The organism is Pseudomonas sp. PSB11 (genome assembly GCF_014596605.1).
Lineage (GTDB): Bacteria > Pseudomonadota > Gammaproteobacteria > Pseudomonadales > Pseudomonadaceae > Aquipseudomonas > Aquipseudomonas umsongensis.
In genome coordinates this window covers 57,926-81,399 of the sequence record NZ_NOIO01000001.1, presented here as the reverse complement: position 1 = coordinate 81,399, position 23,474 = coordinate 57,926, and the positions used below count along the sequence as shown (strand labels likewise).

General features: G+C 59.2%; 21 protein-coding genes. 13 read left to right on the top strand and 8 right to left on the bottom strand.

Translation table 11 applies throughout. The annotated features are described in order from the left end of the window. Window positions 1-89: 89 nt before the first annotated feature. Window positions 90-1,040, top strand: a complete 951-nt coding sequence (locus CGA21_RS00410; protein ID WP_110748413.1) for a choline sulfate utilization transcriptional regulator — start codon at window positions 90-92, stop codon at window positions 1,038-1,040. On the opposite strand, the gene CGA21_RS00405 is transcribed toward CGA21_RS00410, so the two are convergent. Next, window positions 1,037-1,699, bottom strand: coding sequence for an NAD(P)-dependent oxidoreductase (locus tag CGA21_RS00405; protein ID WP_110748415.1), 663 nt, complete (start codon window positions 1,697-1,699; stop codon window positions 1,037-1,039). The two genes, CGA21_RS00410 and CGA21_RS00405, sit on opposite strands and share 4 nt — an antisense overlap. A gap of 85 nt (window positions 1,700-1,784) precedes the next feature. Between CGA21_RS00405 and CGA21_RS00400 the strand changes: the two genes are divergently transcribed. Beyond that, window positions 1,785-2,111: a DOPA 4,5-dioxygenase family protein gene (locus tag CGA21_RS00400; RefSeq protein ID WP_188263307.1), complete on the top strand. Its 327-nt coding sequence runs from the start codon at window positions 1,785-1,787 to the stop codon at window positions 2,109-2,111. Here the strand turns inward: CGA21_RS00400 and CGA21_RS00395 are convergent, their stop codons facing one another. Next, the gene (locus CGA21_RS00395) at window positions 2,112-2,513 is read right to left on the bottom strand and encodes a GFA family protein (protein WP_110748420.1); all 402 of its coding nucleotides are present in this window, start codon (window positions 2,511-2,513) and stop codon (window positions 2,112-2,114) included. Between the two features lie 408 nt (window positions 2,514-2,921). Between CGA21_RS00395 and CGA21_RS00390 the strand changes: the two genes are divergently transcribed. The 9 genes from CGA21_RS00390 (at window position 2,922) to CGA21_RS00350 (ending at window position 13,235) form a co-directional block, all read left to right on the top strand. After that, window positions 2,922-4,229: a CitMHS family transporter gene (locus CGA21_RS00390; RefSeq protein ID WP_020798016.1), complete on the top strand. Its 1,308-nt coding sequence runs from the start codon at window positions 2,922-2,924 to the stop codon at window positions 4,227-4,229. A gap of 85 nt (window positions 4,230-4,314) precedes the next feature. Beyond that, the gene (locus tag CGA21_RS00385; RefSeq protein WP_110748423.1) at window positions 4,315-5,082 is read left to right on the top strand and encodes a TerC family protein; all 768 of its coding nucleotides are present in this window, start codon (window positions 4,315-4,317) and stop codon (window positions 5,080-5,082) included. A 294-nt stretch (window positions 5,083-5,376) separates the two neighbouring features. Then, the gene (locus CGA21_RS00380; protein ID WP_188263306.1) at window positions 5,377-7,035 is read left to right on the top strand and encodes a Na/Pi cotransporter family protein; all 1,659 of its coding nucleotides are present in this window, start codon (window positions 5,377-5,379) and stop codon (window positions 7,033-7,035) included. Between the two features lie 164 nt (window positions 7,036-7,199). Beyond that, window positions 7,200-8,576: a M16 family metallopeptidase gene (locus tag CGA21_RS00375; protein WP_188263305.1), complete on the top strand. Its 1,377-nt coding sequence runs from the start codon at window positions 7,200-7,202 to the stop codon at window positions 8,574-8,576. A 64-nt stretch (window positions 8,577-8,640) separates the two neighbouring features. Beyond that, complete coding sequence (locus CGA21_RS00370) at window positions 8,641-9,669, top strand: DUF5924 family protein (protein WP_110748432.1); 1,029 nt, start codon at window positions 8,641-8,643, stop codon at window positions 9,667-9,669. Between the two features lie 54 nt (window positions 9,670-9,723). Continuing rightward, window positions 9,724-10,872, top strand: coding sequence for an ABC transporter permease (locus tag CGA21_RS00365; RefSeq protein ID WP_020798021.1), 1,149 nt, complete (start codon window positions 9,724-9,726; stop codon window positions 10,870-10,872). Continuing rightward, window positions 10,869-11,672 (top strand): ABC transporter ATP-binding protein, encoded by an 804-nt coding sequence (locus CGA21_RS00360; protein WP_020798022.1) that lies wholly within the window; start codon window positions 10,869-10,871, stop codon window positions 11,670-11,672. Before CGA21_RS00365 ends, CGA21_RS00360 begins: the two co-directional genes overlap by 4 nt. A gap of 1 nt (window position 11,673) precedes the next feature. Beyond that, window positions 11,674-12,612 carry an MlaD family protein gene (locus tag CGA21_RS00355; RefSeq protein ID WP_188263304.1) on the top strand — a complete coding sequence of 313 codons (939 nt, stop codon included), beginning with the start codon at window positions 11,674-11,676 and terminating at the stop codon, window positions 12,610-12,612. Further along, complete coding sequence (locus tag CGA21_RS00350) at window positions 12,609-13,235, top strand: ABC-type transport auxiliary lipoprotein family protein (protein ID WP_110748437.1); 627 nt, start codon at window positions 12,609-12,611, stop codon at window positions 13,233-13,235. Before CGA21_RS00355 ends, CGA21_RS00350 begins: the two co-directional genes overlap by 4 nt. 127 nt (window positions 13,236-13,362) lie before the next feature. On the opposite strand, the gene CGA21_RS00345 is transcribed toward CGA21_RS00350, so the two are convergent. The 4 genes from CGA21_RS00345 to CGA21_RS00330 form a co-directional block, all read right to left on the bottom strand. Next, window positions 13,363-14,592: a nucleoside recognition domain-containing protein gene (locus CGA21_RS00345; RefSeq protein WP_110748442.1), complete on the bottom strand. Its 1,230-nt coding sequence runs from the start codon at window positions 14,590-14,592 to the stop codon at window positions 13,363-13,365. Between the two features lie 235 nt (window positions 14,593-14,827). Next, on the bottom strand, window positions 14,828-16,159 hold the full coding sequence (gltP, locus tag CGA21_RS00340) for a glutamate/aspartate:proton symporter GltP (RefSeq protein ID WP_020798026.1): 1,332 nt from the start codon (window positions 16,157-16,159) through the stop codon (window positions 14,828-14,830). 661 nt (window positions 16,160-16,820) lie between these two features. Continuing rightward, window positions 16,821-16,985 (bottom strand): DUF1328 domain-containing protein, encoded by a 165-nt coding sequence (locus tag CGA21_RS00335; RefSeq protein WP_003170804.1) that lies wholly within the window; start codon window positions 16,983-16,985, stop codon window positions 16,821-16,823. A gap of 71 nt (window positions 16,986-17,056) precedes the next feature. Then, complete coding sequence (locus CGA21_RS00330) at window positions 17,057-17,344, bottom strand: hypothetical protein (RefSeq protein ID WP_110748448.1); 288 nt, start codon at window positions 17,342-17,344, stop codon at window positions 17,057-17,059. 435 nt (window positions 17,345-17,779) lie between these two features. Between CGA21_RS00330 and algB the strand changes: the two genes are divergently transcribed. Together algB and CGA21_RS00320 are read left to right on the top strand one after the other, a co-directional pair. Continuing rightward, entirely contained in the window at window positions 17,780-19,126 is a 1,347-nt protein-coding gene (gene algB, locus CGA21_RS00325) for a sigma-54-dependent response regulator transcription factor AlgB (RefSeq protein WP_110748451.1), read from the top strand. A gap of 10 nt (window positions 19,127-19,136) precedes the next feature. Then, complete coding sequence (locus tag CGA21_RS00320) at window positions 19,137-20,921, top strand: KinB sensor domain-containing domain (protein WP_110748453.1); 1,785 nt, start codon at window positions 19,137-19,139, stop codon at window positions 20,919-20,921. Between the two features lie 7 nt (window positions 20,922-20,928). On the opposite strand, the gene CGA21_RS00315 is transcribed toward CGA21_RS00320, so the two are convergent. Together CGA21_RS00315 and CGA21_RS00310 are read right to left on the bottom strand one after the other, a co-directional pair. Beyond that, on the bottom strand, window positions 20,929-22,539 hold the full coding sequence (locus CGA21_RS00315; RefSeq protein ID WP_110748456.1) for an EAL domain-containing protein: 1,611 nt from the start codon (window positions 22,537-22,539) through the stop codon (window positions 20,929-20,931). A 75-nt stretch (window positions 22,540-22,614) separates the two neighbouring features. Continuing rightward, a complete protein-coding gene (locus CGA21_RS00310; RefSeq protein ID WP_188263303.1) occupies window positions 22,615-23,394 on the bottom strand; it encodes an N-acetylmuramoyl-L-alanine amidase in 780 nt (259 codons plus the stop codon). Between the last annotated feature and the right edge of the window lie 80 nt (window positions 23,395-23,474).

Here is a 23,474-nt window from a genome sequence, read left to right as displayed (position 1 = left end):
GTTTATGCGAGAGTGCTGGGATCGAGGATGTAACCCATACACTTTGCGGTAAAGCCCACGGGCGGCAATGACTAGGATAAGCACAGCTTATGTATGACGCGCTTGGTGACCTTTCTCTGGATTTGCTCCGCGCTTTCGAATCAGCGGCCCGGCAACGCAGCTTTACGGCGGCGGCGGTCGAACTGGGAACCACGCAGCCGGCGGTCAGCCAGCAAATCAAACGACTGGAGGAGCAGTTGGGGGCTCGACTGTTCGACCGCATCTATCGCGGCATCGAACTGACTGAGGCGGGAGCTATCCTATTCGAACAAGTTCAGCTGGGTTTGCAGAATATCGATGCAGGATTGAGCGCAATTAGCGCCCAACATCAGCATGAAGTGCTACAAGTCGCTACCGATTTTGCCTTTGCCGCCTATTGGCTGATGCCTCGGTTGCACCGCTTTCACGCGGCCAACCCACAGGTCGACGTCAGTCTGGTGACCAGTGAACGTAGCCATAACATGTTGCGCAGCGATATCGATGTAGCAGTGCTGTTCGGCGATGGCCGCTTCAAGCAAGGCGAGAGTCGTTGGCTGTTCAGCGAGGAAGTGTTCCCGGTGTGCAGCCCGCAACTACTGAATGATCGTGCCCTGCCCCTACCCGCTCGATCATTGTTGGAGTTTCCACTTCTGCACCTGCGTGGCGAAAACAGCAGCCTCTGGTTTGACTGGAGCGGGGTCTTCCGCGAGTTGGGCATCACCTCGCCCCCGGCGCCCGGCCAATTGCGTTTCGATAATTACACCTTGTTGATTCAGGCCGCCATTGGCGGCCAGGGCGTGGCGATTGGCTGGCGGCACCTTGTGGATAACTTGCTGGCACAAGGTTTGTTGTGTCGACCGATTGCCGAAACGGTGATCTCCAGGCTGGGTTATTACGTCGTGTTACCACAACGCAAACGGCGTGGCGCCTTGATCCAGCAGTTTGTCGATTGGTTGATGGCCGAGCAGGCCAGCAGTGCGCAATCGTTGAGCGGGATGGCACTGCCCTCAATTGCGATCTAGCTATCGGTGGCAACAAAATTTACGTGCTCGCCAATATGCAGGTTCAGATGCAACTCATCAGCGATCCCCACTGCCGTGCGGGCCAAACGTGCCAGCGGCTCGGCCAGCCCCGGCTCAAGGTTGCCGCCAATCTGGCTGAAATGTTCGATGGTCAAGCCAGGCACTCCGCGCGGGGCGTTCACCATCGTCCAGTGCAAGGCACTGCTTTGTAGCGCTTCGCGGATTTCTTCCGCAGCGTGGCGCTGCAACCCGTCTTCGATTTCAGGATCGTCCAGGATCTCAAAGTCCCCCACTAGAAATAACCGAGCGATACCCGCTGCCTGCATGCCATCGAGCAATGCATCCACCGCCAACACCTGCTCGACCGGGCCGGGCACAATGTTTTTCTCCACGTGTTCACTGTTGAATGGCAAACCGGGTGCGTCTAATAAACAGATAACCGCCGAACTGCCGGCCACGCTTTGCTTGACCCGTTGCGCGTCGAAAAGATCGCCGGTCTTGGTTCGCAAGCCCGGGCGCGGTGCCAGTGCCGTCAAGTCATCGAGAATGGCGATCACTTCATGTTGGCGCCGCAGCATTTCAGCCATCAGCGCACTGCCCAGGCTACTCATGGCACCATAAAGCACCACTTTCACCACCGGGGTTTCGGCATTTTTCATGGCTGAACTCCCTTGTTTTCCTTCCTGTATGGCATTCGACCTACAGGAAATGGTGAGGGTTCGACTCGGTTTTGGAGGGATTCAGATGCAACGGATCAAGGGTTACCACGCCCATGTCTATTTCGATGCCAGCACCATCGACCAGGCGCGGGCCCTGTGTGAGCAAGCGGCGCAATTGTTCCCGCTGAAAATGGGCCGGCTACACGAACGCCCCGTTGGCCCACACCCGGATTGGAGCTGCCAACTGGCGTTCGGCCCTGAGCTCATCGGTGAGGTATTGCCGTGGTTGGCACTCAACCGCAAGGGGTTGGTGGTGTTCCTGCACCCCGACACCGGGGACGATTTGCTGGATCACAGCGAGCACGCGATCTGGATGGGCGCGATTCGCCCGCTCGACCTGTCTATTTTCTGATCAGAGTGTTTCTTCGGCTTCGCCCGGTAAATGCTCATCCAGATGCAACCACGGCAGGCGGCTGTCGGTCCAGATGTGGCGTTCGGCTGGGGCCTGTTCCGGGTGATCGAGGGTAGCGATGGTCACGTCGATGCTGCCCGGGCTCAGGTGAGTCACCAATGCCAGTTGCGCCCCGCAGTTACCACAGAAAAAGCGCGCGCAGGTTAGCGAAGACTCGTAACGCGCCGGTTTTCCCGCCAGCCATTGAAAGGTCGATGCCGGCACTGTGATCCAGGTGGTTACGATACCGCCGCTGACCCGCCGGCAAATCGAGCAATGGCAATGGGCGATATCGTGCAATGGGCCGCTGAATTGATAGCGAAGCTGTCCGCAATGGCAGCCGCCGGTATGCATATCGACCATGCTGTTTCTCCTGATGCATTTTCACTGACGTCTTCGCGAGCAGGCTCGCTCCCACAGGGGATCAAAACCATTGTGGGAGCGAGCCTGCTCGCGAAGGGCACAACTCGGTCTCCCCTCCCTGCCCCGGTCCGACGACCGGTTGCGCATCCGGTCAATGCTTTCATCGGCGAAAGCTGGCTGAAAGCTTCCCCGATTAGGATCGCCCTCACTGCCGGCAACAGACCGGTTGGCTAAAGCGAATGTTCGATTGTTCGCCCAGCCCATTAAACAACAACAATGGTGACCCTGATGTCCTCTTCTCTTCGCCGCTTCGCTGCAACTCCGCCCGTACGTCTCGTGCTTCCCGTTCTGCGCTGATCCCATCCGATCCGCCCATTTCCCTAGCCGCGCTACGCCTGGAGTATTCCCATGCTGACTTTCCTTGGCTTCGCCATGGTCATCACGTTCATGTTCCTGATCATGACCAAGCGCCTGTCCGCGTTGATCGCCTTGATCATCATCCCGATCGTTTTCGCCTTGTTTGGCGGTTTCGGCCCGAAAATCGGCCCGATGATGCTCGAAGGCATTACCAAGCTCGCGCCAACCGGCGTGATGCTGATGTTCGCAATTCTGTACTTTGCCCTGATGATCGACTCCGGCCTGTTTGACCCGGCCGTGCGCAAGATCCTCAAAATGGTCAAGGGCGACCCGTTGAAAGTGTCGGTGGGTACCGCCGTCCTGGCGCTCGTCGTTTCCCTCGATGGTGACGGCGCGACCACCTACATGATCTGCGTGGCCGCCATGCTGCCGCTCTACAGTCGTATCGGCATGAGCCCGCGGATCATGGCCGGCTTGATCATCCTCGCCGGTGGCGTGATGAACATGACTCCGTGGGGTGGCCCGACCGCCCGTGCCGCCAGTGCGCTGCACGTCGATCCATCGGCCATCTTCGTGCCGATGATTCCCGCGATGGCCGCCGGGGTCCTGGCCATCCTTGCCATTGCCTACTTCTACGGCAAGCGTGAACGTGCGCGTCTGGGGGAGTTGCATCTGGTCGGCGATGAGGTCGATCACAGCGAGATCACCGTTTCGCAATTCCCGGATGCACGTCGGCCGAGTCTGATCTGGTTCAACGGCGCCCTGACCCTGGTCCTGATGTGCACCCTGATCGCCGGCCTGTTGCCGCTGCCGGTGCTGTTCATGGTGGCGTTCAGTATCGCGATGATCGTCAACTACCCGTGCCTGCAACAGCAGAAGGATCGCGTCGCGGCCCACGCCGGTAGCGTGCTGGCGGTGGTCGGGCTAATCTTTGCCGCGGGTATCTTCACCGGTATCCTGTCGGGCACTGGCATGGTCGATGCCATGTCCAAAAGCCTGCTGTCGGTGATTCCGGACTTCCTCGGCCCATACCTGGCAGTGATCACGGCGTTGGTGAGCATGCCATTCACCTTCTTCATGTCGAATGATGCATTTTATTACGGCGTGTTGCCGGTACTGGCCGAAGCCGCCAGCCATTACGGTATTACCGCGGTGGAAATGGCACGTGCCTCGATCGTCGGTCAGCCCGTCCACTTGTTGAGCCCGCTGGTACCATCGACTTACCTCCTGGTGGCCCTGGCTGGCATCGACTTCGGTGATCACCAGCGCTTCACCCTGAAGTGGGCAGTGCTGGTTTGCATGTGCATACTGGTTGCTGCATTGCTGATGGGGATTTTTCCGCTGTTCAGCACTCTATAAGCCCAAGACTCACCATTTCGGGTCCAGGCTTCGCGGTTTGAAGTCGGGGCCCTTTTTGGTTTAACAATCGCTCAAAGGAATACACATGGAATGGCTGACCAACCCTGAAATCTGGGTTGCCTTCTTTACCCTGACTGCCCTGGAAATCGTCCTGGGTATCGATAACATCATCATGATTTCGATCCTGGTCAGCCGCATGCCCAAGCACATGCAACAGCGCACCCGGATTTTCGGCCTGGCGCTGGCCATGGTCACGCGGATTCTGTTGCTGTTGTCGATCACTTGGGTCATGCGCCTTACCTCCGACCTGTTCGAAGTGTTCGGCCAGGGCATCTCCGGGCGTGACCTGATCCTGTTCTTCGGTGGCTTGTTCCTGCTGTGGAAGAGCTCGCAAGAGATGTACCACGCGCTGGAAGGTGAAGACGAAAGCGATGACGAGCCTTCGATGAAGGGCGGCAACTTTCTCTACACCATCATCCAGATCGCGATCATCGACATCGTGTTCTCCCTGGACTCGGTGATCACTGCCGTCGGCATGGTTTCCCATGTACCGGTCATGGTGGCGGCGATTGTCGTGGCGGTGTTGGTGATGATGCTAGCCTCGGGCACTATCAGCGCGTTCATCGACAAGCACCCTTCTCTGAAGATGCTGGCGCTGGCGTTCCTGTTGATCGTCGGTATGGTGCTGATTGCCGAATCCTTCGACGTGCACGTGCCAAAAGGCTACGTCTACTTTGCCATGGCGTTCTCGCTGGCAGTGGAGGCGATCAATATCAAGATGCGCACCGCCATTGCGAGAAAGAAGAAGCAGCAAGACCCGGTGAAACTGCGCAAGGACATTCCGGGGCAGTAAGCCGAATGCGGTAATACGCAAAACCTGTGGGAGCGGGCTTGCTCGCGAAGACGGAGTGTCAGTCGACATCATTGTTGCCTGACACAACGCTTTCGCGAGCAAGCCCGCTCCCACAATTGTTTTGGGTGGGCCGGTCCGGCCTGTTTTCATGACAGTTTCATTTCAATCGCGTCTTTAGCTATGCGATGCTGGCGTCCAGACCGTTAGCCAACTACAGCTTAACTACAGAACGTAGAATGTCGCGCGGCACCGCCAACTTGCTCCTTTGGGGCGCTACCACCACAGGGGGCCTGTATGCTCACCCTGCTCAATCTTCTTTCAGCCGTGGCCTTGCTGATCTGGGGCACGCATATCGTCCGAACCGGCATCTTGCGGGTCTACGGTTCCAACCTGCGCCACGTCATCGGCCAGAACATGTCCAAGCGCTGGTTGGCGTTCATCTCGGGGATCGTCGTGACCGCGATGGTCCAGAGCAGTAACGCCACGGCGATGCTCGTCACGTCGTTTGTCGGCCAGGGCCTGATGGCGCTGACCCCTGCCCTGGCAACCATGCTGGGCGCCGATGTCGGTACGGCGTTGATGGCACGGGTGCTGACCTTTGATCTGTCATGGCTCTCGCCACTGCTGATTTTTCTCGGGGTGATTTTCTTCCTGTCGCGCAAACAGACGCGACTAGGGCAAATGGGCCGGGTCAGCATCGGCCTGGGGTTGATCATTCTGGCGCTACAACTGATTGTCGAAGCAGCCGCGCCGATCACCCACGCTCAAGGGGTGAAAGTGATTTTCGCCTCACTGACCGGCGATATTTTGCTCGACGCCCTGGTCGGCGCGTTGTTCGCGATGATTTCCTACTCCAGCCTGGCGGCGGTCCTGCTGACCGCGACCCTCGCCGGCGCCAGCGTGATCAGCCTGCCGGTGGCCATCGGCCTGGTGATCGGCGCCAACATCGGCAGCGGCATTCTCGCGTTCCTCAGCACCAGCATGCAGAACGCCGCCGGCCGCCAAGTGGCGTTGGGCAGCCTGTTGTACAAGATGATCGGGCTGTTGCTGATCATTCCCGTGCTCGACCCCTTGGTGCACTGGATCGACAGCCTCGACTTCAGCCCCCAGGAAATGGTGATCGGCTTCCACCTGCTCTACAACACCGCGCGTTGCCTGATCCTGCTGCCCAGTGTCGGGCCGATGGCCAGGTTCTGTGCGTGGATACTGCCCGAACGTCCGCAAACCAACGGTATGGCCAAACCCCGACACCTTGACCCGACAGCATTGGTCACGCCAAGCCTGGCATTGGCCAACGCGGCCCGGGAAACCCTGCGCATGGGCGATCTGATCGACAACATGCTGGAAGCCATGCTCGACGTGCTGCACGGCAAGCAAACTGCAGTAACCCAGGAGATGCGTCGTCTGAGTGATGACGTGGAGGCGCTCTACAGCGCGATCAAGCTGTATCTGGCGCAAATGCCCCGGGAAGACTTGAGTGACCAGGACAGCCGGCGCTGGGCGGAAATCATCGAACTGGCGATCAACCTCAAGCTTGCCAGTGACTTGATCGAGCGCATGCTGCGCAAAGTCCAGCAACAGAAAACCTCCCAGCGCCGGTCGTTTTCCGAAGTGGGGCTGGAAGAGTTGGCCGGGCTGCACAGCCAGTTGATCTCCAACCTGCGCCTGGGCTTGTCGGTGTTCCTGAGTGCCGACAAGGAAAGTGCCCGCCAGTTGCTGCGTGAGAAACGTCGCTTTCGCGCACAGGAACGCCGCCTGGCCCACGCGCATGTCAGTCGTTTGCAACGTAAGATCGTGCAAAGTATCGAGACCAGTTCGCTGCACCTGGAGTTGATTGCCGACATGAAGCGTTTGAATTCGCTGTTTTGCAGCAGTGCCTACGTGGTGTTGGAAACTTCCGACACTGGCGCGCTGGCGGTCGACGATTTGGCTGATATCACGCATTCGCCTTGAACGTCTGGCACGGTGGTCAGTCAGTAACATTGGTTTCGGGTTCAAGATCATCGCGAGCAGGCTCGCTCCCACAGTTGATTTGAGAACCCTGTGGGAGCGAGCCTGCTCGCGATGGCTGCCTGGAAAGCGACACGGATCTCCAATCAGCCGTATGGAAGCTCGTTATGCGTTGCCTGTTGTTCGCCTGTCTGTTGCTTGGCTCATTCCCTTCGTTTGCCCTGGATCGCTTCCAGGTCGAAGGCTACACCCTGCGCAACGGTTTGCAGTTGTTGCTCAAGCCCGCCCCTGAGCGCGGCCACGTGGCGATCCGGTTGGTGGTCGGGGTAGGCCTGGATGATTTCGGTTGCGCCGATAAAGAACTGCCACATCTGCTCGAACACCTGCTGTTCAGCGGCATCGACGCCAGCGGTGAAGGCGGCCTGGAGGAGCGCATGCAGGCGCTGGGCGGCGAGTGGAATGCTTTCACCAGCAACGCCGACACCACCTTTGTGATCGAAGCCCCGGCGAAAAACCAGCGCAAGGTGCTCGATCTGCTACTGGCGTTGCTGACGCAGACTCATTTCGACGACGACGCCATCCACGCCGCCAAGCAAGTGGTCGAGCGTGAAGATGGTGGCCACTACACCCACTTGCAACGCTGGCTGGATCGCCAGGACCTGGGCAATACCGCCAGCAAACAACTGGCCGTGGAACTGGGCCTCAAATGCCCTGAGCGTGCGCAAGTCCATCACCTGACCCGCGAACAGCTGGAGAACGTGCGCAAGGGCTGGTACGCGCCCAACAACATGACGCTGATTGTCGTCGGCGACCTCGACCGCTTGCTGCCGGCCTATCTGGATCGGGCTTATGGCGCGCTGACCGCCATCGACCCGACAGAGCACCCGCCCCTGCCACAAATCCAGGCCAGCGCGGCCCATGAGCGCAACCTGATTCGCGGCTTCGTCGGTGGTGGGGCCAAGCTGCACTGGCTGGTACCGGAGCCGGTACTGGACAATCAGCACGACGAAACCTTCGACCTGCTCAAGGACTATCTGGACTGGGCACTCTATCGCCAACTGCGCCTGGCGCACAGCTTGTCCTATGGTCCCTGGGCCGAGCGCGAGGTGTTTGGCGGCGTTGGCTTCATGAGCCTGAATGCCGACCTGGATCGCGACGACGTGGCCGAAGCGCAAGAGGTGCTGGATGAGCTGAAGGCCGGTTTGCTCAAGGATGGTCTCAACGCCGAGACCTTCAATCGTCTCAAGCAGGCCGCCATCGCCCGCCAGTCGTGGGCCGTTCAAGGCAACAGCGCCCTGGCCGATTACTACTGGAGTTCTCTGGGAGACTATGCAGACGGCCGTTTCGCCAACCCGGTCAGGGAGTTGCAAGCCGTCACGCTGGCGCAAGCGAACAAGGCCATGCGCGAATTGCTCTTGCAACCGGGCTATATGCGGATCGAAAAACCGTTGGTGAGTTATGACCAATTGATGTGGATGATCGCCGGGTTGTCGGGATTGTTGCTGCTGAGCCTGGCGGCGTGGCGTTTTCATCGCAGAAAGTAAGCACGTTCGCCGATGAGGCGGTAATCTGTCAGGGATTTTTCCTACGACTAATGTGAACCGCCGAATGCCGACCCTGACCCTCTTCGTCCAGCGCATCCTCGAGCTGATGAAGCGTTACCCCGGGGTCATCGCGGCCGGTGGCTTTATCTCCGGAATCGGCAGCTTCATTCTGGTGGATCGCCAGCAGGGTCTGGCGAGCTGGATCACCACCATCATGCTGATCAGCTGGGTCTGGCTGATGCTGGAAAACAGCCTGACCAAGCTGTTCACCAGAATCTTCAAGCGGGAAATCCCCCAGCCACTGCTGCGTTACGCGACGCAGATGATTCACCAGGAAAGCCTGTTCTTCGTCCTGCCGTTCTTTTTCATCACCACGACGTGGAACAGCGGCCAGTTGTTCTTCACCGGGCTGTTGGGTATCGCGGCGCTGATTTCCATCATCGACCCGCTCTACTACAAGTGGCTGGCACCCCGGCGTTGGGCGTTTCTGGCGCTGCACACCCTGACCCTGTTCGCCGCCCTGCTCACCGCATTGCCGGTGATCATGCACCTGACCACCTCGCAAAGCTTCAAATGGGCACTGGGCATCGCCGTGCTGTTGTCGTTCCCCAGCCTGGCGTCGATCTTTCCGATCCGCACCGTGCGCAATGCCCTGGCGATCCTGAGTATTACCGTGGGAATCGGCGGTGTCGGCTGGGTACTGCGTTCGTGGGTACCGCCCGCGACCCTGTGGATGACCGACGTGGCCATCAGCACGCAGATGCAGGATCGCACCCCCGGCGCCAGCCTCGAAGAAGTCAGCGCCGAGCAGATCCGCGGCGGTGGCCTCTATGCCTACACGGCGATCAACGCGCCACGCGGACTGGACGAGCGGATTTATCACGTGTGGCAATTCAACGGCAAAGAGGTCGACCGCATCCCTCTCGATATTCACGGTGGACGCAAGGAAGGCTACCGGGCCTGGACTCACAAGCAGAACTTCCCTGGCAATCCGGCAGGCAAATGGCAGGTGCGGGTGTTGACCGAAGACGGCCAATTGATCGGTGTGCTGCGCTTCAAGGTATTAGACAGCACACCGGTCAAAGAAAAGTGAGTGAGTTCGTGTTATTACATAGCTCTGCGTAATAGCCGAAAAAGCACGGAGCTTATGACCAGCAGCACAGTGGCCGGCAATGCCCAACTGGACACCTCGCACTCCCCGCCTCAGATTCGGGTGACGGGAGACTGGACGCTTGCCCATTACGCCGACCTCAAGCACCTGAGTGAAAAGCTCGAAGGCCAGTACGACGACAGCACCCACATCGACCTCAATGGCCTCGGCGCCCTTGATACGGCCGGCGCCTCGCTGCTGGTGGAACTGTTGGGTTCCGAGCGCCTGGGTCGATCCGCCGAACATCCCGATTGCACCCTCTCCACTGCCGACCGCGCGTTGTTGCAAACCGTCTATCAGTCGATGACGGATTTCTGTGTGCCGCTCAAGGAGCCGGAAATCAGCGTCGGCATTCAATTGCTGACCCGCATCGGCCGCGCGGTGGACGCGGTCTGGCAGGACACCCTGCAATTGTTGGGGTTCGTCGGCCTGATTCTGGAAACCATCGTGCGTGGTCTGTTTCGCCCCAGCCGCTGGCGCATCACGCCGATGGTGGCGCACATCGAACAGACCGGCCTCGACGCCGCGCCCATCGTCGCCCTGCTGACCTTTCTGGTGGGCGCCGTGGTGGCCTTTCTCGGGGCGACGGTGCTGACCACGTTCGGCGCCAGTGTGTTCACGGTGGACCTGGTGGCGTTTGCCTTCTTGCGCGAATTCGGCGTGCTGCTGACCGCAATCCTGATGGCCGGGCGCACCGCCAGTGCGTTCACCGCGCAGATCGGCTCGATGAAAGCCAACGAGGAAATCGACGCCATTCGCACCCTGGGCCTCGACCCGATCGAGTTGCTGGTGGTGCCGAGAGTCCTGGCGTTGCTGGTCGCCTTGCCAATGCTGACCTTTCTGGCGATGGTCTCGGGGATTATCGGTGGCGGCGTCGTCTGCGCGGTAGCGCTGGATATTTCGCCGGCGATGTTTCTGTCGCTGTTGCAGTCGGACATCGGCGTCCAGCACTTTCTGGTGGGGATCGTCAAAGCGCCGATCTTCGCGTTTCTCATTGCAGCGATCGGTTGCCTGGAAGGCTTTAAAGTCAGCGGCAGTGCGGAGTCCGTCGGCGCCCACACCACCTCCAGCGTGGTGCAGTCGATTTTCGTGGTGATCGTGCTCGATGCCGTGGCCGCGCTGTTTTTCATGGAGATGAGTTGGTGAGTCGTTTACCCCGAGCGCCCGCCGAGGCGGTGATCGAAGTCCGCGGGCTGTGCAATCGTTTCGGTAGCCAGAGCGTGCACGAAAACCTCGATCTGGATCTGTACAAGGGCGAGATCCTGGCCGTGGTCGGGGGATCCGGCAGCGGTAAATCCGTGCTGCTGCGCAGCATCGTCGGTTTGCGCCAGCCCAGCGAGGGCGTGGTGAAAGTCTTCGGTAAAAACCTGCCGACCCTGCCCGAGCACGAGCGCTCCCTGATCGAACGGCGCTTTGGTGTGCTGTTCCAGAAAGGCGCCCTGTTCTCTTCGTTGACGGTGACCGAGAACGTCGCCCTGCCCCTGATCGAACACGCGGGATTGAGCCGTGACGATGCCGAGCACCTGGCGGCGGTAAAACTGGCCCTGGCTGGCTTGCCGCTGTCGGCGGCGGACAAGTACCCCGCGTCCCTGTCCGGCGGCATGATCAAGCGTGCGGCACTGGCACGGGCCTTGGCGCTGGACCCGGACATCCTGTTTCTCGACGAGCCCACCGCCGGTCTCGATCCGATTGGTGCCGCCGCCTTCGATCAACTGATCCTGACCCTGCGCGATGCCTTGGGCCTTAGCGTGTTCCTGGTGACCCACGACCTCGACACGCTCTACACCATCACCGACCGAGTGGCAGTGCTGGCGCAGAAGAAAGTGCTGGTGGCCGATGCCATCGATGTCGTCTCGGAAACCGACGACGCGTGGATTCATGAATACTTCCATGGCCCTCGCGGCCGCGCGGCGCTGACGGCCGCTCAACAGCTCAACGAGGTCTGACATGGAAACCCGAGCCCATCATGTATTGATCGGCCTGTTCACCGTGATTGTGGTGACAGGCGCCCTGCTCTTTGGCCTGTGGCTGGCCAAGTCCAGTGTCGACACCGAGTTCAAGGACTACGAGGTTGTATTCAACGAGGCGGTCAGTGGTCTATCCAAGGGCAGCCCGGTGCAGTACAGCGGGATCAAGGTCGGCGACGTGGTGCTGTTGCGGCTGGACCCGAAAGACCCGCGTCGGGTGCTGGCCAGGATTCGTCTGGGCGGCGAAACACCGATCAAGGAAGACACCCAGGCCAAGCTGGCGCTGACTGGGGTCACCGGAACATCGATCATCCAGCTCAGCGGCGGTACGCCCCAGAGCCCGCCCCTCAAGGGCAAGGACGGCAAACTGCCGACCATTGTCGCTTCGCCCTCGCCCATCGCCCGGTTGCTCAATGACAGCAACGACCTCATGGCCGGGGTGAACATGCTGATGCACAACGCCAACCTGATGTTTTCCACGGAAAACATCGAGCGCATCAGCAAGACCCTGGAGCATCTTGAAGTCACCACCGGCACCATCGCCGACCAGCGTGGCGATATCCGTCAGGCCATGCAGCAACTGGCGGCAGTCGGCAAACAGGCCGGCACCATGATGGAACAGACGTCGGCGCTGATGCGCAACGCCAACGGCTTACTCAATGATCAGGGCAAGCAGATGTTCGGCAGCGCCGAACAGGCCATGAAATCGCTGGAACAGAGCAGCGCGACGATCAGCAAGCTGCTCAGCACCAATCAGGACTCGTTGAACAGCGGCATGCAGGGCCTCAATGGCCTGGCGCCGGCAATACGCGAGCTGCGGGAAACCCTGACCTCGTTGCGCTCCATCTCCCAGCGCCTCGAGGCCAACCCCAGCGGTTACCTGCTGGGCAGTGACAAGAACAAGGAGTTCACCCCATGAAGCTGTCTACCCTCGCCCTCCTCGCCAGCTTCACGTTGATCAGCGCCTGCTCGATCCTGCCCAAGCCAGAACCCTTCGATCTCTATCGATTGCCTTCGGCGCAAAGCAGTGTGGCGCCTGCTCACGCCACGCCGCAGCACTGGTCGTTGCGCCTGAACAAACCCCAGGCCAGTGAAGCGTTGAACAGTCCGAACATCGCCGTCATCCCCCAAGGCGACGTGATCAGCAGCTACAAGGGTGCACGTTGGAGCGACCCGGCGCCGGTGCTGATGCGCAATCGCCTGCTCGATGGTTTCCAGCGTGATGGTCGGGTGACGCTGCTTAGCACCGATGACAGCAACTTTCAGGCGGATCTGGAGCTGGGTGGCAGCTTGCAGGCGTTTCAGACCGAATATCAGGGTACCAACGCCGACGTGATCGTGCGCCTGGACGCCTTACTGGTGCGTGGTTATGACCAGCGAATCCTCGCCAGCAGACGTTTTGAAGTGCGCCAGCCTTTGAGCGATGTGAAGGTGCCGGCGGTGGTGGCCGGATTTGGCCAGGCCAGCGATCAACTGACGACGCAGGTGGTGGCGTGGGCGGTTGAGCAAGGGAAAAAGGTCGCACCGCCACCAAGGCCGTGAACCTGGCGCAAAACCCCTGTAGGAGCGAGCGTGCTCGCGATGGGCGCTAAAACAACACGGGTTACCAGACACCCCCGCGTTATCGTTCAGCTCATCGCGAGCATGCTCGCTCCTACAGGGATTGTGGTTAGCCGAAGAACCAGTAGCAGACGCCAATGGCGCCCAATACACCGGCCAATTCCGCCAGTAACGCACACCCCACCGCATGCCGCGCTCGCTGGATGCCCACTGCGCCGAAGTACACCGCCAGCACATAGAACGTGGTTTCTGTACTGCCCTGAACCGTCGCCGCCACCAGCGCCGGGAAGCTGTCCACACCCGACGTTTTCATCGTTTCGATCAGCATCGCCCGGGCAGCGCTGCCGGAGAAGGGTTTGACCATTGCCGTTGGCAGCGCATCGACGAAGCGCGTGTCCCAGCCGGCCCATTCCACCAGGTGACGAATCCCGTCCAGGCCGAAATCCAGGGCGCCGGACGCGCGCAACACGCCCACGGCGCACAGCATCGCCACCAGATACGGCAGCAGGTTCTTCGCCACGTCAAAGCCTTCCTTGGCGCCTTCGACGAACGCTTCGTAGACCTTGACCTTGCGCAACGCGCCAATCACCAGAAACAGCATGATCAAGCCAAATAGCGTCAAGTTGCCGAGGATCGACGACAAACCTGCCAGTGCGCTCGCTGACATCGTCCCCAGAAGCGCCATGAAACCACCGAGGGCGAGGGCGCCGGGAATCAGGTACGCCAACACCACCGGGTCCCAGACGCGCAGGCGTTGCATGAAGGCCACGGCCAGGAAGCCGACAATGGTCGAGCAACTGGTGGCGAGCAGGATCGGCAGGAACACCAGCGTCGGGTCGGGCGCACCTTGTTGGGCGCGGTACATGAAGATCGTCACCGGCAGCAGGGTCAGGGAGGAGGCGTTGAGCACCAGGAACAGGATCTGCGCGTTACTGGCAATCGTATCGCTGGGATTGAGCTCCTGCAGCGCCTTCATGGCCTTGAGGCCGATCGGCGTGGCGGCATTGTCCAGGCCCAGGCCGTTGGCGGCGAAGTTCAGGGTGATGAGGCCGATGGCGGGGTGGCCAGGCGGGACTTCCGGCATCAGGCGCAAGAACAGCGGCCCCAGGGCCTTGGCCAGCCATTCGACGATCCCGGCCTTCTCGGCGATCCGCAGAAAGCCCAACCAAAGGGTGAGGGTACCGAACAGCAGGACCATGACTTCGACGGACAACTTGGCCATGGCGAAGATGCTTTCGACCATCGCCGCGAAGATCCCGGCGTTGCCGCCGATCAACCATTGCGCCAGCGCCGACACGGCAGCCACGATGAAGAAGCCAAGCCACAGGCCATTAAGCATCAGTCAAATCCCCCCAAAAGATGCGCGAATGATAGCGGGGTGGCCAGAAACGACAAACCCCGGATTTTCTCCAGGGTTTGTCTGGTGTGGCATAGCGGCCCCATGTGGGAGCAACCTGTGGCGAGGGGATTTATCCCCGTCGGGCTGCGTAGCAGTCCCGTTTCTGGGGCCGCTTCGCAGCCCGACGGGGATAAATCCCCTCACCACAGAGTTCGATGACCACAGGGGTATTACATTAGTTGCTGGAGGTTTCACCCGCTGGCAGCTTTTCCTTGCTGCGCCAGTGCGGCAGGGAGTTCCAGTAGCGCTGGCCCTTGGCGTCGTCGTACATGCCTTCCCAACGAGCGATGACCAGCACGGCCAGGGCATTGCCGATCACGTTCAGAGCGGTACGTGCCATGTCCATGACACGGTCGACACCGGCGATGAATGCCAGGCCTTCGAGGGGGATGCCGACGCTGCCCAGGGTAGCGAGCAGTACTACGAAGGACACGCCCGGTACACCGGCAATGCCTTTGGAGGTGACCATCAGGGTCAGCACCAGCAGCAATTGCTGGCTGATCGACAGATCGATGCCATAGAGCTGGGCAATGAAGATGGCCGCGATGCTCTGGTACAGGGTCGAACCGTCCAGGTTGAACGAGTAACCGGTTGGCACGACGAAGCTGCAAACGGCTTTGGGCGCGCCATAGGCTTCCATTTTTTCGATCACACGCGGCAGCACGGTTTCGGAGCTGGCGGTGGAGTAGGCCAGTACCAGCTCATCCTTGAAGATGCGCATCAGCTTGAGCACCGAGAAGCCGAACAGGCGAGCGATCAGGCCCAGCACCACGAAGGCGAAGAAGGCGATGGCGAAATAAACCAGGATGACCAGTTTGGCCAGTGGCAGCAGGGAAGCGAAGCCGAAGTTGGCCACGGTCACCGCGATCAGTGCGAATACGCCGATCGGTGCGTAGTTCATGATCATGTGGGTGACCTTGAACATGCTTTCCGAAACGCCCTGGAACATCTTCACCAGCGGCTCGCGCAGGTCCGCCTGCAAGCTCGACAAACCGAGGCCGAACAGCACAGAGAAGAAAATGATGGGCAGCATTTCGCCGCGGGCCATGGCCGCGAAGATATTCGACGGGATCAGGTTGAGGATGGTTTCGATGAACGCATGTTCATGCTGAACTTCAGCAGCTGTTGCCTGGTACTTGGAAATGTCCACAGTGCCCAGGGTGCTCATGTCGATACCGGCACCTGGATGGAACAGGTTGGCCAGCAGCAGACCCACTACAATGGCGATGGTGGTGACGATCTCGAAGTAAATGATGGTCTTGAGGCCGATGCGCCCAAGTTTCTTGGCGTCACCGACGCCAGCAATGCCGACGATCAGGGAAGAGATGACGATCGGAATCACGATCATCTTGATCAGACGGATAAAGATATCGCCTGCCGGTTGCAGGACGTTGCTGATCCACCAGGCTTTTTCGGCACTGAAATGGTTGAGCAGCGCACCGATTGCAATCCCCAATACCAGACCGATGAGGATCTGCCAGGCGAGGCTAAGCTTTGCCTTCTTCATATCTTTACCCTTACTTCAGTTTGACTCGGGCAGATGCATGAACGGCCTCGCTTGTGGCGAAAACGTCAGAGCACTTGCCCCCGTATAAGGAGCCCCGGAGCGCTTGTTAGTGGCTCTCTGGCAGGCGAAAAAAGGCGCAACTATTCCGATGCAAGGAAGCGACGTCTAATGCCGTAAACGCCTACCCTATGCCGAATCGGCATGAGGTTTTTTGACTGAAACGCGCGTCCCAACCGGTTCGAATACGACATATTGGCAGGCATAAGTGCCGTGAACCGGCCATCACAGAGCAGATTGTATGTTTTTTGAGCAGTGGGGAAGGGTGTCAAAATGACTGGATTTCAGCAGATCTGCGCACAGATATGAGCGCAAAAGAAACTCGATTTTTCTCGATGTACGGTCGCTCATGACGCTCCTGGAGACTTTTCCCGCAGGTGCTGCAACCTTCAAGCACTACGCAAGCTCGTCGAACCCAGATCGGCCGGCGAACTTGCGTGGCAGCTTTACCTGACCCGGCCCTTGCGCAGGCACTCCCTGTACCCGTAGGTCACTCCGCCCCTGAAGCAGGCAGAACGTCCCGACCCCTTGGTCATGCGCCTGCCTTCCTCAGGTGGCGCAGCGCGAAAGAAGCGATGCGCTTCTTTCGCGTCTTGAACTTTGTTCAACCTCGTCCGCGACGGCCGAAGAAGAAGGACGCAATGAACATCACCAGGAACACGACAAAGAGAATCTTGGCGATACCCGTGGCGGTGCCCGCGATACCACCGAAGCCCAGAACTGCGGCGACAATGGCAATGATCAGGAACGTGATTGCCCAGCTCAACATGATGATTCTCCTTACGCTTCTATTAAGAGGTATTGCTATCCCGGCGCGTCGAGCGCACCAAGTTGACGTGCTCAGAACACCCAACGTTCTTGACGGGGCATCTCATTGGCCGGTTGCGCCTGGTCGACGTCCATCATTCTCATCGGGGTGATATCTACCGAACCGCTGCCTGCCGCGCTGAAATGGGTTTGGGTCGGAAGTTCAAACGAAATGCGCGGGGCTTCTGGCTGCTGACTCTGTTCCCATAGAAGAAACTGTTGACCGGCGATCAAGGTGATCACCAGCGCAAGTATCGCAAACAGGCCTTGCTGAACATGCAGTGGCGAGAAATGCAATTGGGCGGCACGTTGGCGAATCATCCTGAAGCTCCTCCCACGCTGGGGAAATTGGGCTGAGGGCATTTGTTGTCTGCCCTGCGTTAACCAGGTTATTGCAGCCTGCATGCCAGTTTTTTTTCCTAAAAAAAGCCTTAAAAAACAATTAGTTATGTTTATCGTGCGGATGTGAATCGACGCATCCTGCACGATGAGCCCTCGTCCGGTCGTGCGTAATGCACGACGCCTGGCAAACACATCGCAATCTTTTTGAATTGAGAGTAGGGCGCGGCTGTCAGAAATGGACGCAAGGCATCTCTAATAAATAGGGGGTGCGTTCCAATCAGCTGCTTTCGGGCGCTGCAGCGAGGGGACAAGAGTTAGCTACCCTGCTAAGGCAGGAATGGATCAGAATAAACCATGCAACTTGCCCGATTTTTCCGGGACTAACCAAGATCATTCTTTAAGGAGCGTAGGAAAATGGAATCCGCCACTGAGCATCAAGGCCGCATTCTTCTGGTGGATGATGAGTCTGCCATCCTGCGAACCTTCCGCTATTGCCTTGAAGATGAAGGCTACAGCGTTGCGACCGCTAACAGCGCTGCGCAAGCTGAAGCCTTGCTGCAACGTCAAGTTTTCGACCTGTGCTTCCTCGATTTGCGCCTGGGGGAGGATAACGGTCTGGACGTGTTGGCACAGATGCGCATCCAGGCCCCATGGATGCGCGTGGTGATCGTCACCGCGCATTCGGCCGTAGACACCGCCGTTGACGCAATTCAGGCGGGTGCCGCCGATTATCTGGTCAAGCCGTGCAGCCCCGATCAATTGCGCTTGGCCACGGCCAAACAGCTGGAAGTGCGGCAATTGTCGGCTCGTCTGGAGGCCCTGGAAGGTGAGGTGCGCAAACCCAAGGAAGGTCTGGACTCTCACAGCCCGGCCATGAAGGTCGTGCTCGAGACCGCCCGCCAGGTGGCTAATACCGACGCCAACATCTTGATCCTCGGCGAGTCCGGCACCGGTAAAGGCGAGTTGTCCCAAGCGATTCACGGCTGGAGCAAGCGCTCAAAAAAATCCTGTATCACTATCAACTGTCCGTCGCTGACGGCCGAGCTCATGGAAAGTGAGTTGTTCGGCCACAGCCGGGGGGCATTTACCGGTGCCAGCGAAAGCACCTTGGGGCGCGTCAACCAAGCTGATGGCGGAACCTTGTTTCTCGACGAAATCGGCGATTTTCCCCTCGTTTTGCAACCAAAGTTGCTGCGCTTCATTCAAGACAAGGAATACGAGCGGGTGGGTGATCCCGTCACGCGTCGGGCCGATGTGCGCATTCTTGCGGCCACCAACCAGAACCTGGAAGACATGGTCCGCGACGGGCGCTTTCGCGAGGACCTGTTGTATCGGCTCAATGTCATTACGTTGCACCTGCCACCACTGCGCGAGCGCCGGGAAGACATTCTCAACCTCGCAGACCGGTTTCTGGCCCGTTTCGTCAAGGAATACGCGCGCCCGGCACGGGGTTTCAGCGACGAAGCTCGTGAAGCGCTCCTGGGTTACCGCTGGCCGGGGAACATTCGCGAACTGCGTAACGTAGTGGAGCGTGCGAGCATTATTTGCCCGCAGGAGCGGGTCGAGATCAGCCATCTGGGCATGGCCGAAGCGCCGATCAACAACGCACCGCGTATTGGTGCGCCGTTAAGCCTGGATGAGCTGGAAAAGGCCCATATCGGCGCCGTCCTCGCCACCGCAGGCACGCTGGATCAAGCCGCCAAGACCTTGGGAATCGATGCGTCGACGCTGTATCGCAAGCGCAAGCAGTACAACCTGTGAGTTCGCGGCGATGAAACCGGCGATGAAGTTGCAGACCCGGCTGTTCCTCAGCATTTCTGCACTGATCACTGTCGCACTGCTTGGGCTACTGCTCGGTCTTGTCAGTGTGTTGCAGATGGCCGGGAGCCAGGAAGCGTTGGTGCGCAACAATTTCGTCACTCTGGATCTGGGGCTCAAGTTGCGACAAACACTGGGCGATCAGTTGCTCATCATGCTCAGTGAAAAAAGCGATCCTGCCGCCCTCGAGGCGTCCAGGCAGCGTTACCTTGAGCTGCTGGAGGAAGGCATTGCCCAGGAACCGCCAGATGAAACCCACGGCTTCAAAAAGGCCAAGGCTGATTATTTGAGCTTTATAGGTGCGTATGAAGTGTCCCCTGACCCGACGCGCGTACTCAGTGGCAACGATGAGCTGACCGAAAAATTCAATCTATTGCGCAATGGCTTGATTACGGAGCACAAGCGGGCGCTGGATGACATCAGCACTGTCGAACGCAAAGCCCGTGAGCGTGCACTGCTGATTGCCGGGCTGCTTGGCCTGGTTGGGCTGGCGGTGTTGATCATCGGCTTCATTACCGCACACGCCATCGCCCGGCGATTCGGTGAGCCCATCGAGGCCCTGGCGCAGGCAGCGGATAATATTGGCCAGGGAAATTTCGACGTCACACTGCCGGTGTCATCGGCCGTGGAGCTGAATCAGCTGACTCGTCGGTTCGGGATCATGGCCGAGGCATTGCGTGAACATCAGGCCACTAACGTCGATGAGTTGCTGGCGGGACAGCAGCGTTTGCAAGCGGTGCTCGATGGTATCGACGATGGCTTGCTGATGATTGATCGCCAGGGGCATCTGGAGCACCTTAACCCTGTAGCGCAGCGCCAGTTAGGCTGGGACTCCGATCGGCTCGGGCGAGGCTTGGGTGAGGCGCTGGAGCATCCCGAACTCGATGAGCAACTGCAGCTGGTACTGCGTGGCGGTACGCTGGAACGTATGCCGGATGACCTGAGCATCGAGGTCGATGGCGAGACGCGGTTGCTGACGTATAGCCTGACGCCGGTCATCCACACCCAAGGGCATATCCTCGGTGCAGTGATGGTGCTGCACGATGTGACTGAACAGCGTGCCTTCGAACGGGTGCGTAGCGAGTTCGTCTTGCGCGCCTCCCATGAACTGCGCACGCCCGTGACGGGCATGCACATGGCATTTGGGCTGTTTCGCGAGCGCTCGCATTTTCCACCGGAGTCCCGCGAGGCGGACCTGCTGGACACGGTCAACGAAGAAATGCAGCGGCTGATGCAACTGATCAATGACTTGCTGAATTTCTCCCGTTACCAGAACGGCTTGCAGAAACTGACCCTGGCGCCATGCTCCATCGAGGATTTGCTGGAGCAAGCGCAGATTCGCTTTGCCGACGGAGCCCGAGAGAAGGGTGTCGAGCTGTTGATAGAAGTCCAGGGACCCTTGCCTAGGTTGCAAGCCGATCAGGCGCAACTGGACCGGGTGCTCGACAATCTGATCGATAATGCACTGCGTCATACCGCCACCGGCGGGCGGATACGCCTGCAAGCCAGGCGTCATGGGGAACGGGTCATCATCAGCGTCGAAGATAACGGTGAAGGCATCGCCTATGGCCAACAAGGCCGGATCTTCGAGCCGTTTGTCCAGGTCGGCCGCAAGAAAGGCGGGGCTGGACTCGGTTTGGCGTTGTGCAAGGAAATCGTGCAACTGCATGGAGGGCGAATGGGTGTTTACTCGCGACCGGGGCAGGGGACTCAGTTTTATATGACGTTGACGGTGTAGGCGCTTTTTACGCTTCGTCATCCAGGCGTCGACCAGCCAGTCGGCGACCTCGGGTTATCAATTCAATGAACTGCACCGCACTTAGTGCATGGGCAAACAGCCAGCCCTGGCCGAATCTCACCCCCTCACTGCTGAGGAGCGCCGCCTGGGCTTCATGCTCGATGCCTTCGGCAATCACCTTCAAATGCAGTGACTGGGCCATGTGAATAATATGCGGCGCAACACCGCTGCTCGCTGCGTCGTGGCCCAGCGCATCGATGAAAGCTTTGTCGATTTTCAGGCAATCCACCGGCAGGGTCTGCAGGTAGGCGAGACTGCAGTAGCCGGTGCCAAAGTCATCGATCAGTACCTGGTGCCCGACATCCCGCAAGGCTTGCAGGTTTTCCCGGGCCACCACCACATCGATCAATCCGCGTTCGGTGACTTCAAAGGCAATCTGCTTGGCCGCCACCCGGTGCAGGGTCAGCAAGCGAGCCATCACTTGGCCGATCCGCGGGATCATGACATCGCAAGCTGCCAGGTTGACCGAGATGTACAACTGCGGGTTGGCCCGCAGCAGTTGCCCCAGTTGCTCAAGCAGGCGTTGCAGGACAAAGTCGGTCATCTGGCGGATCTGCCCGGTGTTCTCTGCCATCGGGATAAACAGGTCGGGACTGGTCAGGGTGCCGTCCGGCCTTCTCCAGCGCAGCAAGGCTTCGGCCCCGACGCAGTTGCGGCTGTCGAGATCAAAGATCGGCTGATAGAGCACCTGCAGCTCACCTCGGCGGATGGCTCCCGTCAGCTCCGCGTCCAGTGACTGGCGCTGGCGCACCAGCAAAAACACCAGGAAACCCACGCAAAGAGCCAGTAGCAGACAGGCGGGTAGCAACCACCACCACACGGGCGGTATATGGGTGCCACTGCGCGGGCTGATCAGCACCAGTTGGTATTCCGGGTTGTCCGTAGGCATGCGGTAAATCAAGCGTGTCTGGGTGACTTGCAGAGCATCGCGGGTTTTTGGCGGCCAATGGCTCGGTGGCCAGGCTTGCGAGACGCCCAGTACCGGAATGGCCCGGGTGCCATGGTCAAGTACGACCAGCAGGCTGCTTCCCGGCGAAAGGTCGACCATGTCGGTCAAATGGCCGCGAGACGTCGCAACCCGGAAATTGCCGCGTCCGAGCATCAGCGCGGCACGGTTTTCATCAGGTTCGGTGGTGGTATTCAACCAGTAGCTATAGGTGGGGCCCTTGATGTCCGGTGGGCGTATCAATGACAAACCTTCCTGGCGCGGACGGTTGGAGCAGATTCGCGAGGCGTCCATGTAGGCTGCCTCATAGACGAAGCGATAATTGAAGGTGACCTGCTGCAAAGTCGCGATCATGTCGTCGTCGCAGCTGCGCAACGGCTGGGCTTCCAGGTCGTCAAGGCTTTCACGCAACTGGCCGAACAGTTGCTCCAGACGAGCGAGAAAACGTTCACCCTGGGCGTTCATTTCCCAGCTTTCGTTTTGCTCAACCTGGTGAATGGCAACGAAGTAACTGCCGGCCATCATCAACGTAGCGCTCAAGACAGCAGCCAGCATCGCCAGAAACCAAGGGCGATAGAACCAGCTGCGAAGTGTCTCTCGAGCAACAGTCATTATGTAATATCCGACGAATTACCAATGAGTTATAGCTGCTATTTGAGAAACGCGCTGACCGTCGGGCGATCGTCATTATTTTGTCTGATTTAAAACCTGAAGCAGCGCTGCCGTTTGTGCGTCCGGCGTACCGTCGAAGCGCGACGGTCGAAAATGCATCTGGAAGGCCGCCAGCACGTGGCGGGTGGCAACGTCCAGTTCGCCCGTTTGTGGCGTGTCATAACCGACGCGTGCCAGTTGTGCCTGGTACCAGCTGATGCTCGGCAGCTGTGTTTCGAACCGGGTCTGCTGACGGGCTACGGCTTGTTCGTTCGGCCAAATACCCAACCCTTGCTCGGCCAGGCGCTTCCAGGGAAACAGGGGGCCCGGATCCAGCTTGCGCAAGGGCGCGATGTCGCTATGGCCGACAATGCTGCGAGGACTGATTGCGTAGCGCTGGCTGATATCCTTGAGCAGGACGATCAGGGACTCGACCTGCGCTTCGGAGTAGGGATACCACAGGCGCCCGGTCGGGGTGTCCTTGAAGCCCGGATTGACGATTTCGATGCCGATGGAACTGGAGTTCATCCAGGTGCGGCCTTGCCATTGGCTTTCCCCGGCGTGCCAGGCCCGCAGGTTTTCATCCATCAGCTTGTAGATGGTCGCCTTCTTGTCGTCGCCAATCAGGTAGTGACTGCTGACTTCGCCATGGGTCAGCAGTTGCAGCGAGCGCTCCTGCGATGCATTGGTGTAGTGGAGCACGACGAACTGAATACGACTGTCGTGATTGGCCGAAGCATGGCTTGTGTCGTAGCGGGGGCCGCTGGCGCAGCCCGCCAACAGGATCAGCGACACGATGAGAGAAAGATATTTCATGGGGGAAGCCAACACGCTAGAGACAGTAATGCAACAGTGTAACGTACTGGCTGGTGCGTGTTGGGCCACCGCAATGATTT

Excerpts from the sequence above, each read along its gene's own strand:
- CGA21_RS00410 (WP_110748413.1), top strand. The coding sequence starts at position 90 with ATGTATGACGCGCTTGGTGACCTTTCTCTGGATTTGCTCCGCGCTTTC.
- CGA21_RS00405 (WP_110748415.1), bottom strand. The coding sequence starts at position 1,699 with ATGAAAAATGCCGAAACCCCGGTGGTGAAAGTGGTGCTTTATGGTGCC.
- CGA21_RS00400 (WP_188263307.1), top strand. The coding sequence starts at position 1,785 with ATGCAACGGATCAAGGGTTACCACGCCCATGTCTATTTCGATGCCAGC.
- CGA21_RS00395 (WP_110748420.1), bottom strand. The coding sequence starts at position 2,513 with ATGGTCGATATGCATACCGGCGGCTGCCATTGCGGACAGCTTCGCTAT.
- CGA21_RS00390 (WP_020798016.1), top strand. The coding sequence starts at position 2,922 with ATGCTGACTTTCCTTGGCTTCGCCATGGTCATCACGTTCATGTTCCTG.
- CGA21_RS00385 (WP_110748423.1), top strand. The coding sequence starts at position 4,315 with ATGGAATGGCTGACCAACCCTGAAATCTGGGTTGCCTTCTTTACCCTG.
- CGA21_RS00380 (WP_188263306.1), top strand. The coding sequence starts at position 5,377 with ATGCTCACCCTGCTCAATCTTCTTTCAGCCGTGGCCTTGCTGATCTGG.
- CGA21_RS00375 (WP_188263305.1), top strand. The coding sequence starts at position 7,200 with ATGCGTTGCCTGTTGTTCGCCTGTCTGTTGCTTGGCTCATTCCCTTCG.
- CGA21_RS00370 (WP_110748432.1), top strand. The coding sequence starts at position 8,641 with ATGCCGACCCTGACCCTCTTCGTCCAGCGCATCCTCGAGCTGATGAAG.
- CGA21_RS00365 (WP_020798021.1), top strand. The coding sequence starts at position 9,724 with ATGACCAGCAGCACAGTGGCCGGCAATGCCCAACTGGACACCTCGCAC.
- CGA21_RS00355 (WP_188263304.1), top strand. The coding sequence starts at position 11,674 with ATGGAAACCCGAGCCCATCATGTATTGATCGGCCTGTTCACCGTGATT.
- CGA21_RS00350 (WP_110748437.1), top strand. The coding sequence starts at position 12,609 with ATGAAGCTGTCTACCCTCGCCCTCCTCGCCAGCTTCACGTTGATCAGC.
- CGA21_RS00345 (WP_110748442.1), bottom strand. The coding sequence starts at position 14,592 with ATGCTTAATGGCCTGTGGCTTGGCTTCTTCATCGTGGCTGCCGTGTCG.
- gltP (WP_020798026.1), bottom strand. The coding sequence starts at position 16,159 with ATGAAGAAGGCAAAGCTTAGCCTCGCCTGGCAGATCCTCATCGGTCTG.
- CGA21_RS00335 (WP_003170804.1), bottom strand. The coding sequence starts at position 16,985 with ATGTTGAGCTGGGCAATCACGTTCCTGATCATTGCCATTGTCGCCGCA.
- CGA21_RS00330 (WP_110748448.1), bottom strand. The coding sequence starts at position 17,344 with ATGATTCGCCAACGTGCCGCCCAATTGCATTTCTCGCCACTGCATGTT.
- algB (WP_110748451.1), top strand. The coding sequence starts at position 17,780 with ATGGAATCCGCCACTGAGCATCAAGGCCGCATTCTTCTGGTGGATGAT.
- CGA21_RS00320 (WP_110748453.1), top strand. The coding sequence starts at position 19,137 with ATGAAACCGGCGATGAAGTTGCAGACCCGGCTGTTCCTCAGCATTTCT.
- CGA21_RS00315 (WP_110748456.1), bottom strand. The coding sequence starts at position 22,539 with ATGACTGTTGCTCGAGAGACACTTCGCAGCTGGTTCTATCGCCCTTGG.
- CGA21_RS00310 (WP_188263303.1), bottom strand. The coding sequence starts at position 23,394 with ATGAAATATCTTTCTCTCATCGTGTCGCTGATCCTGTTGGCGGGCTGC.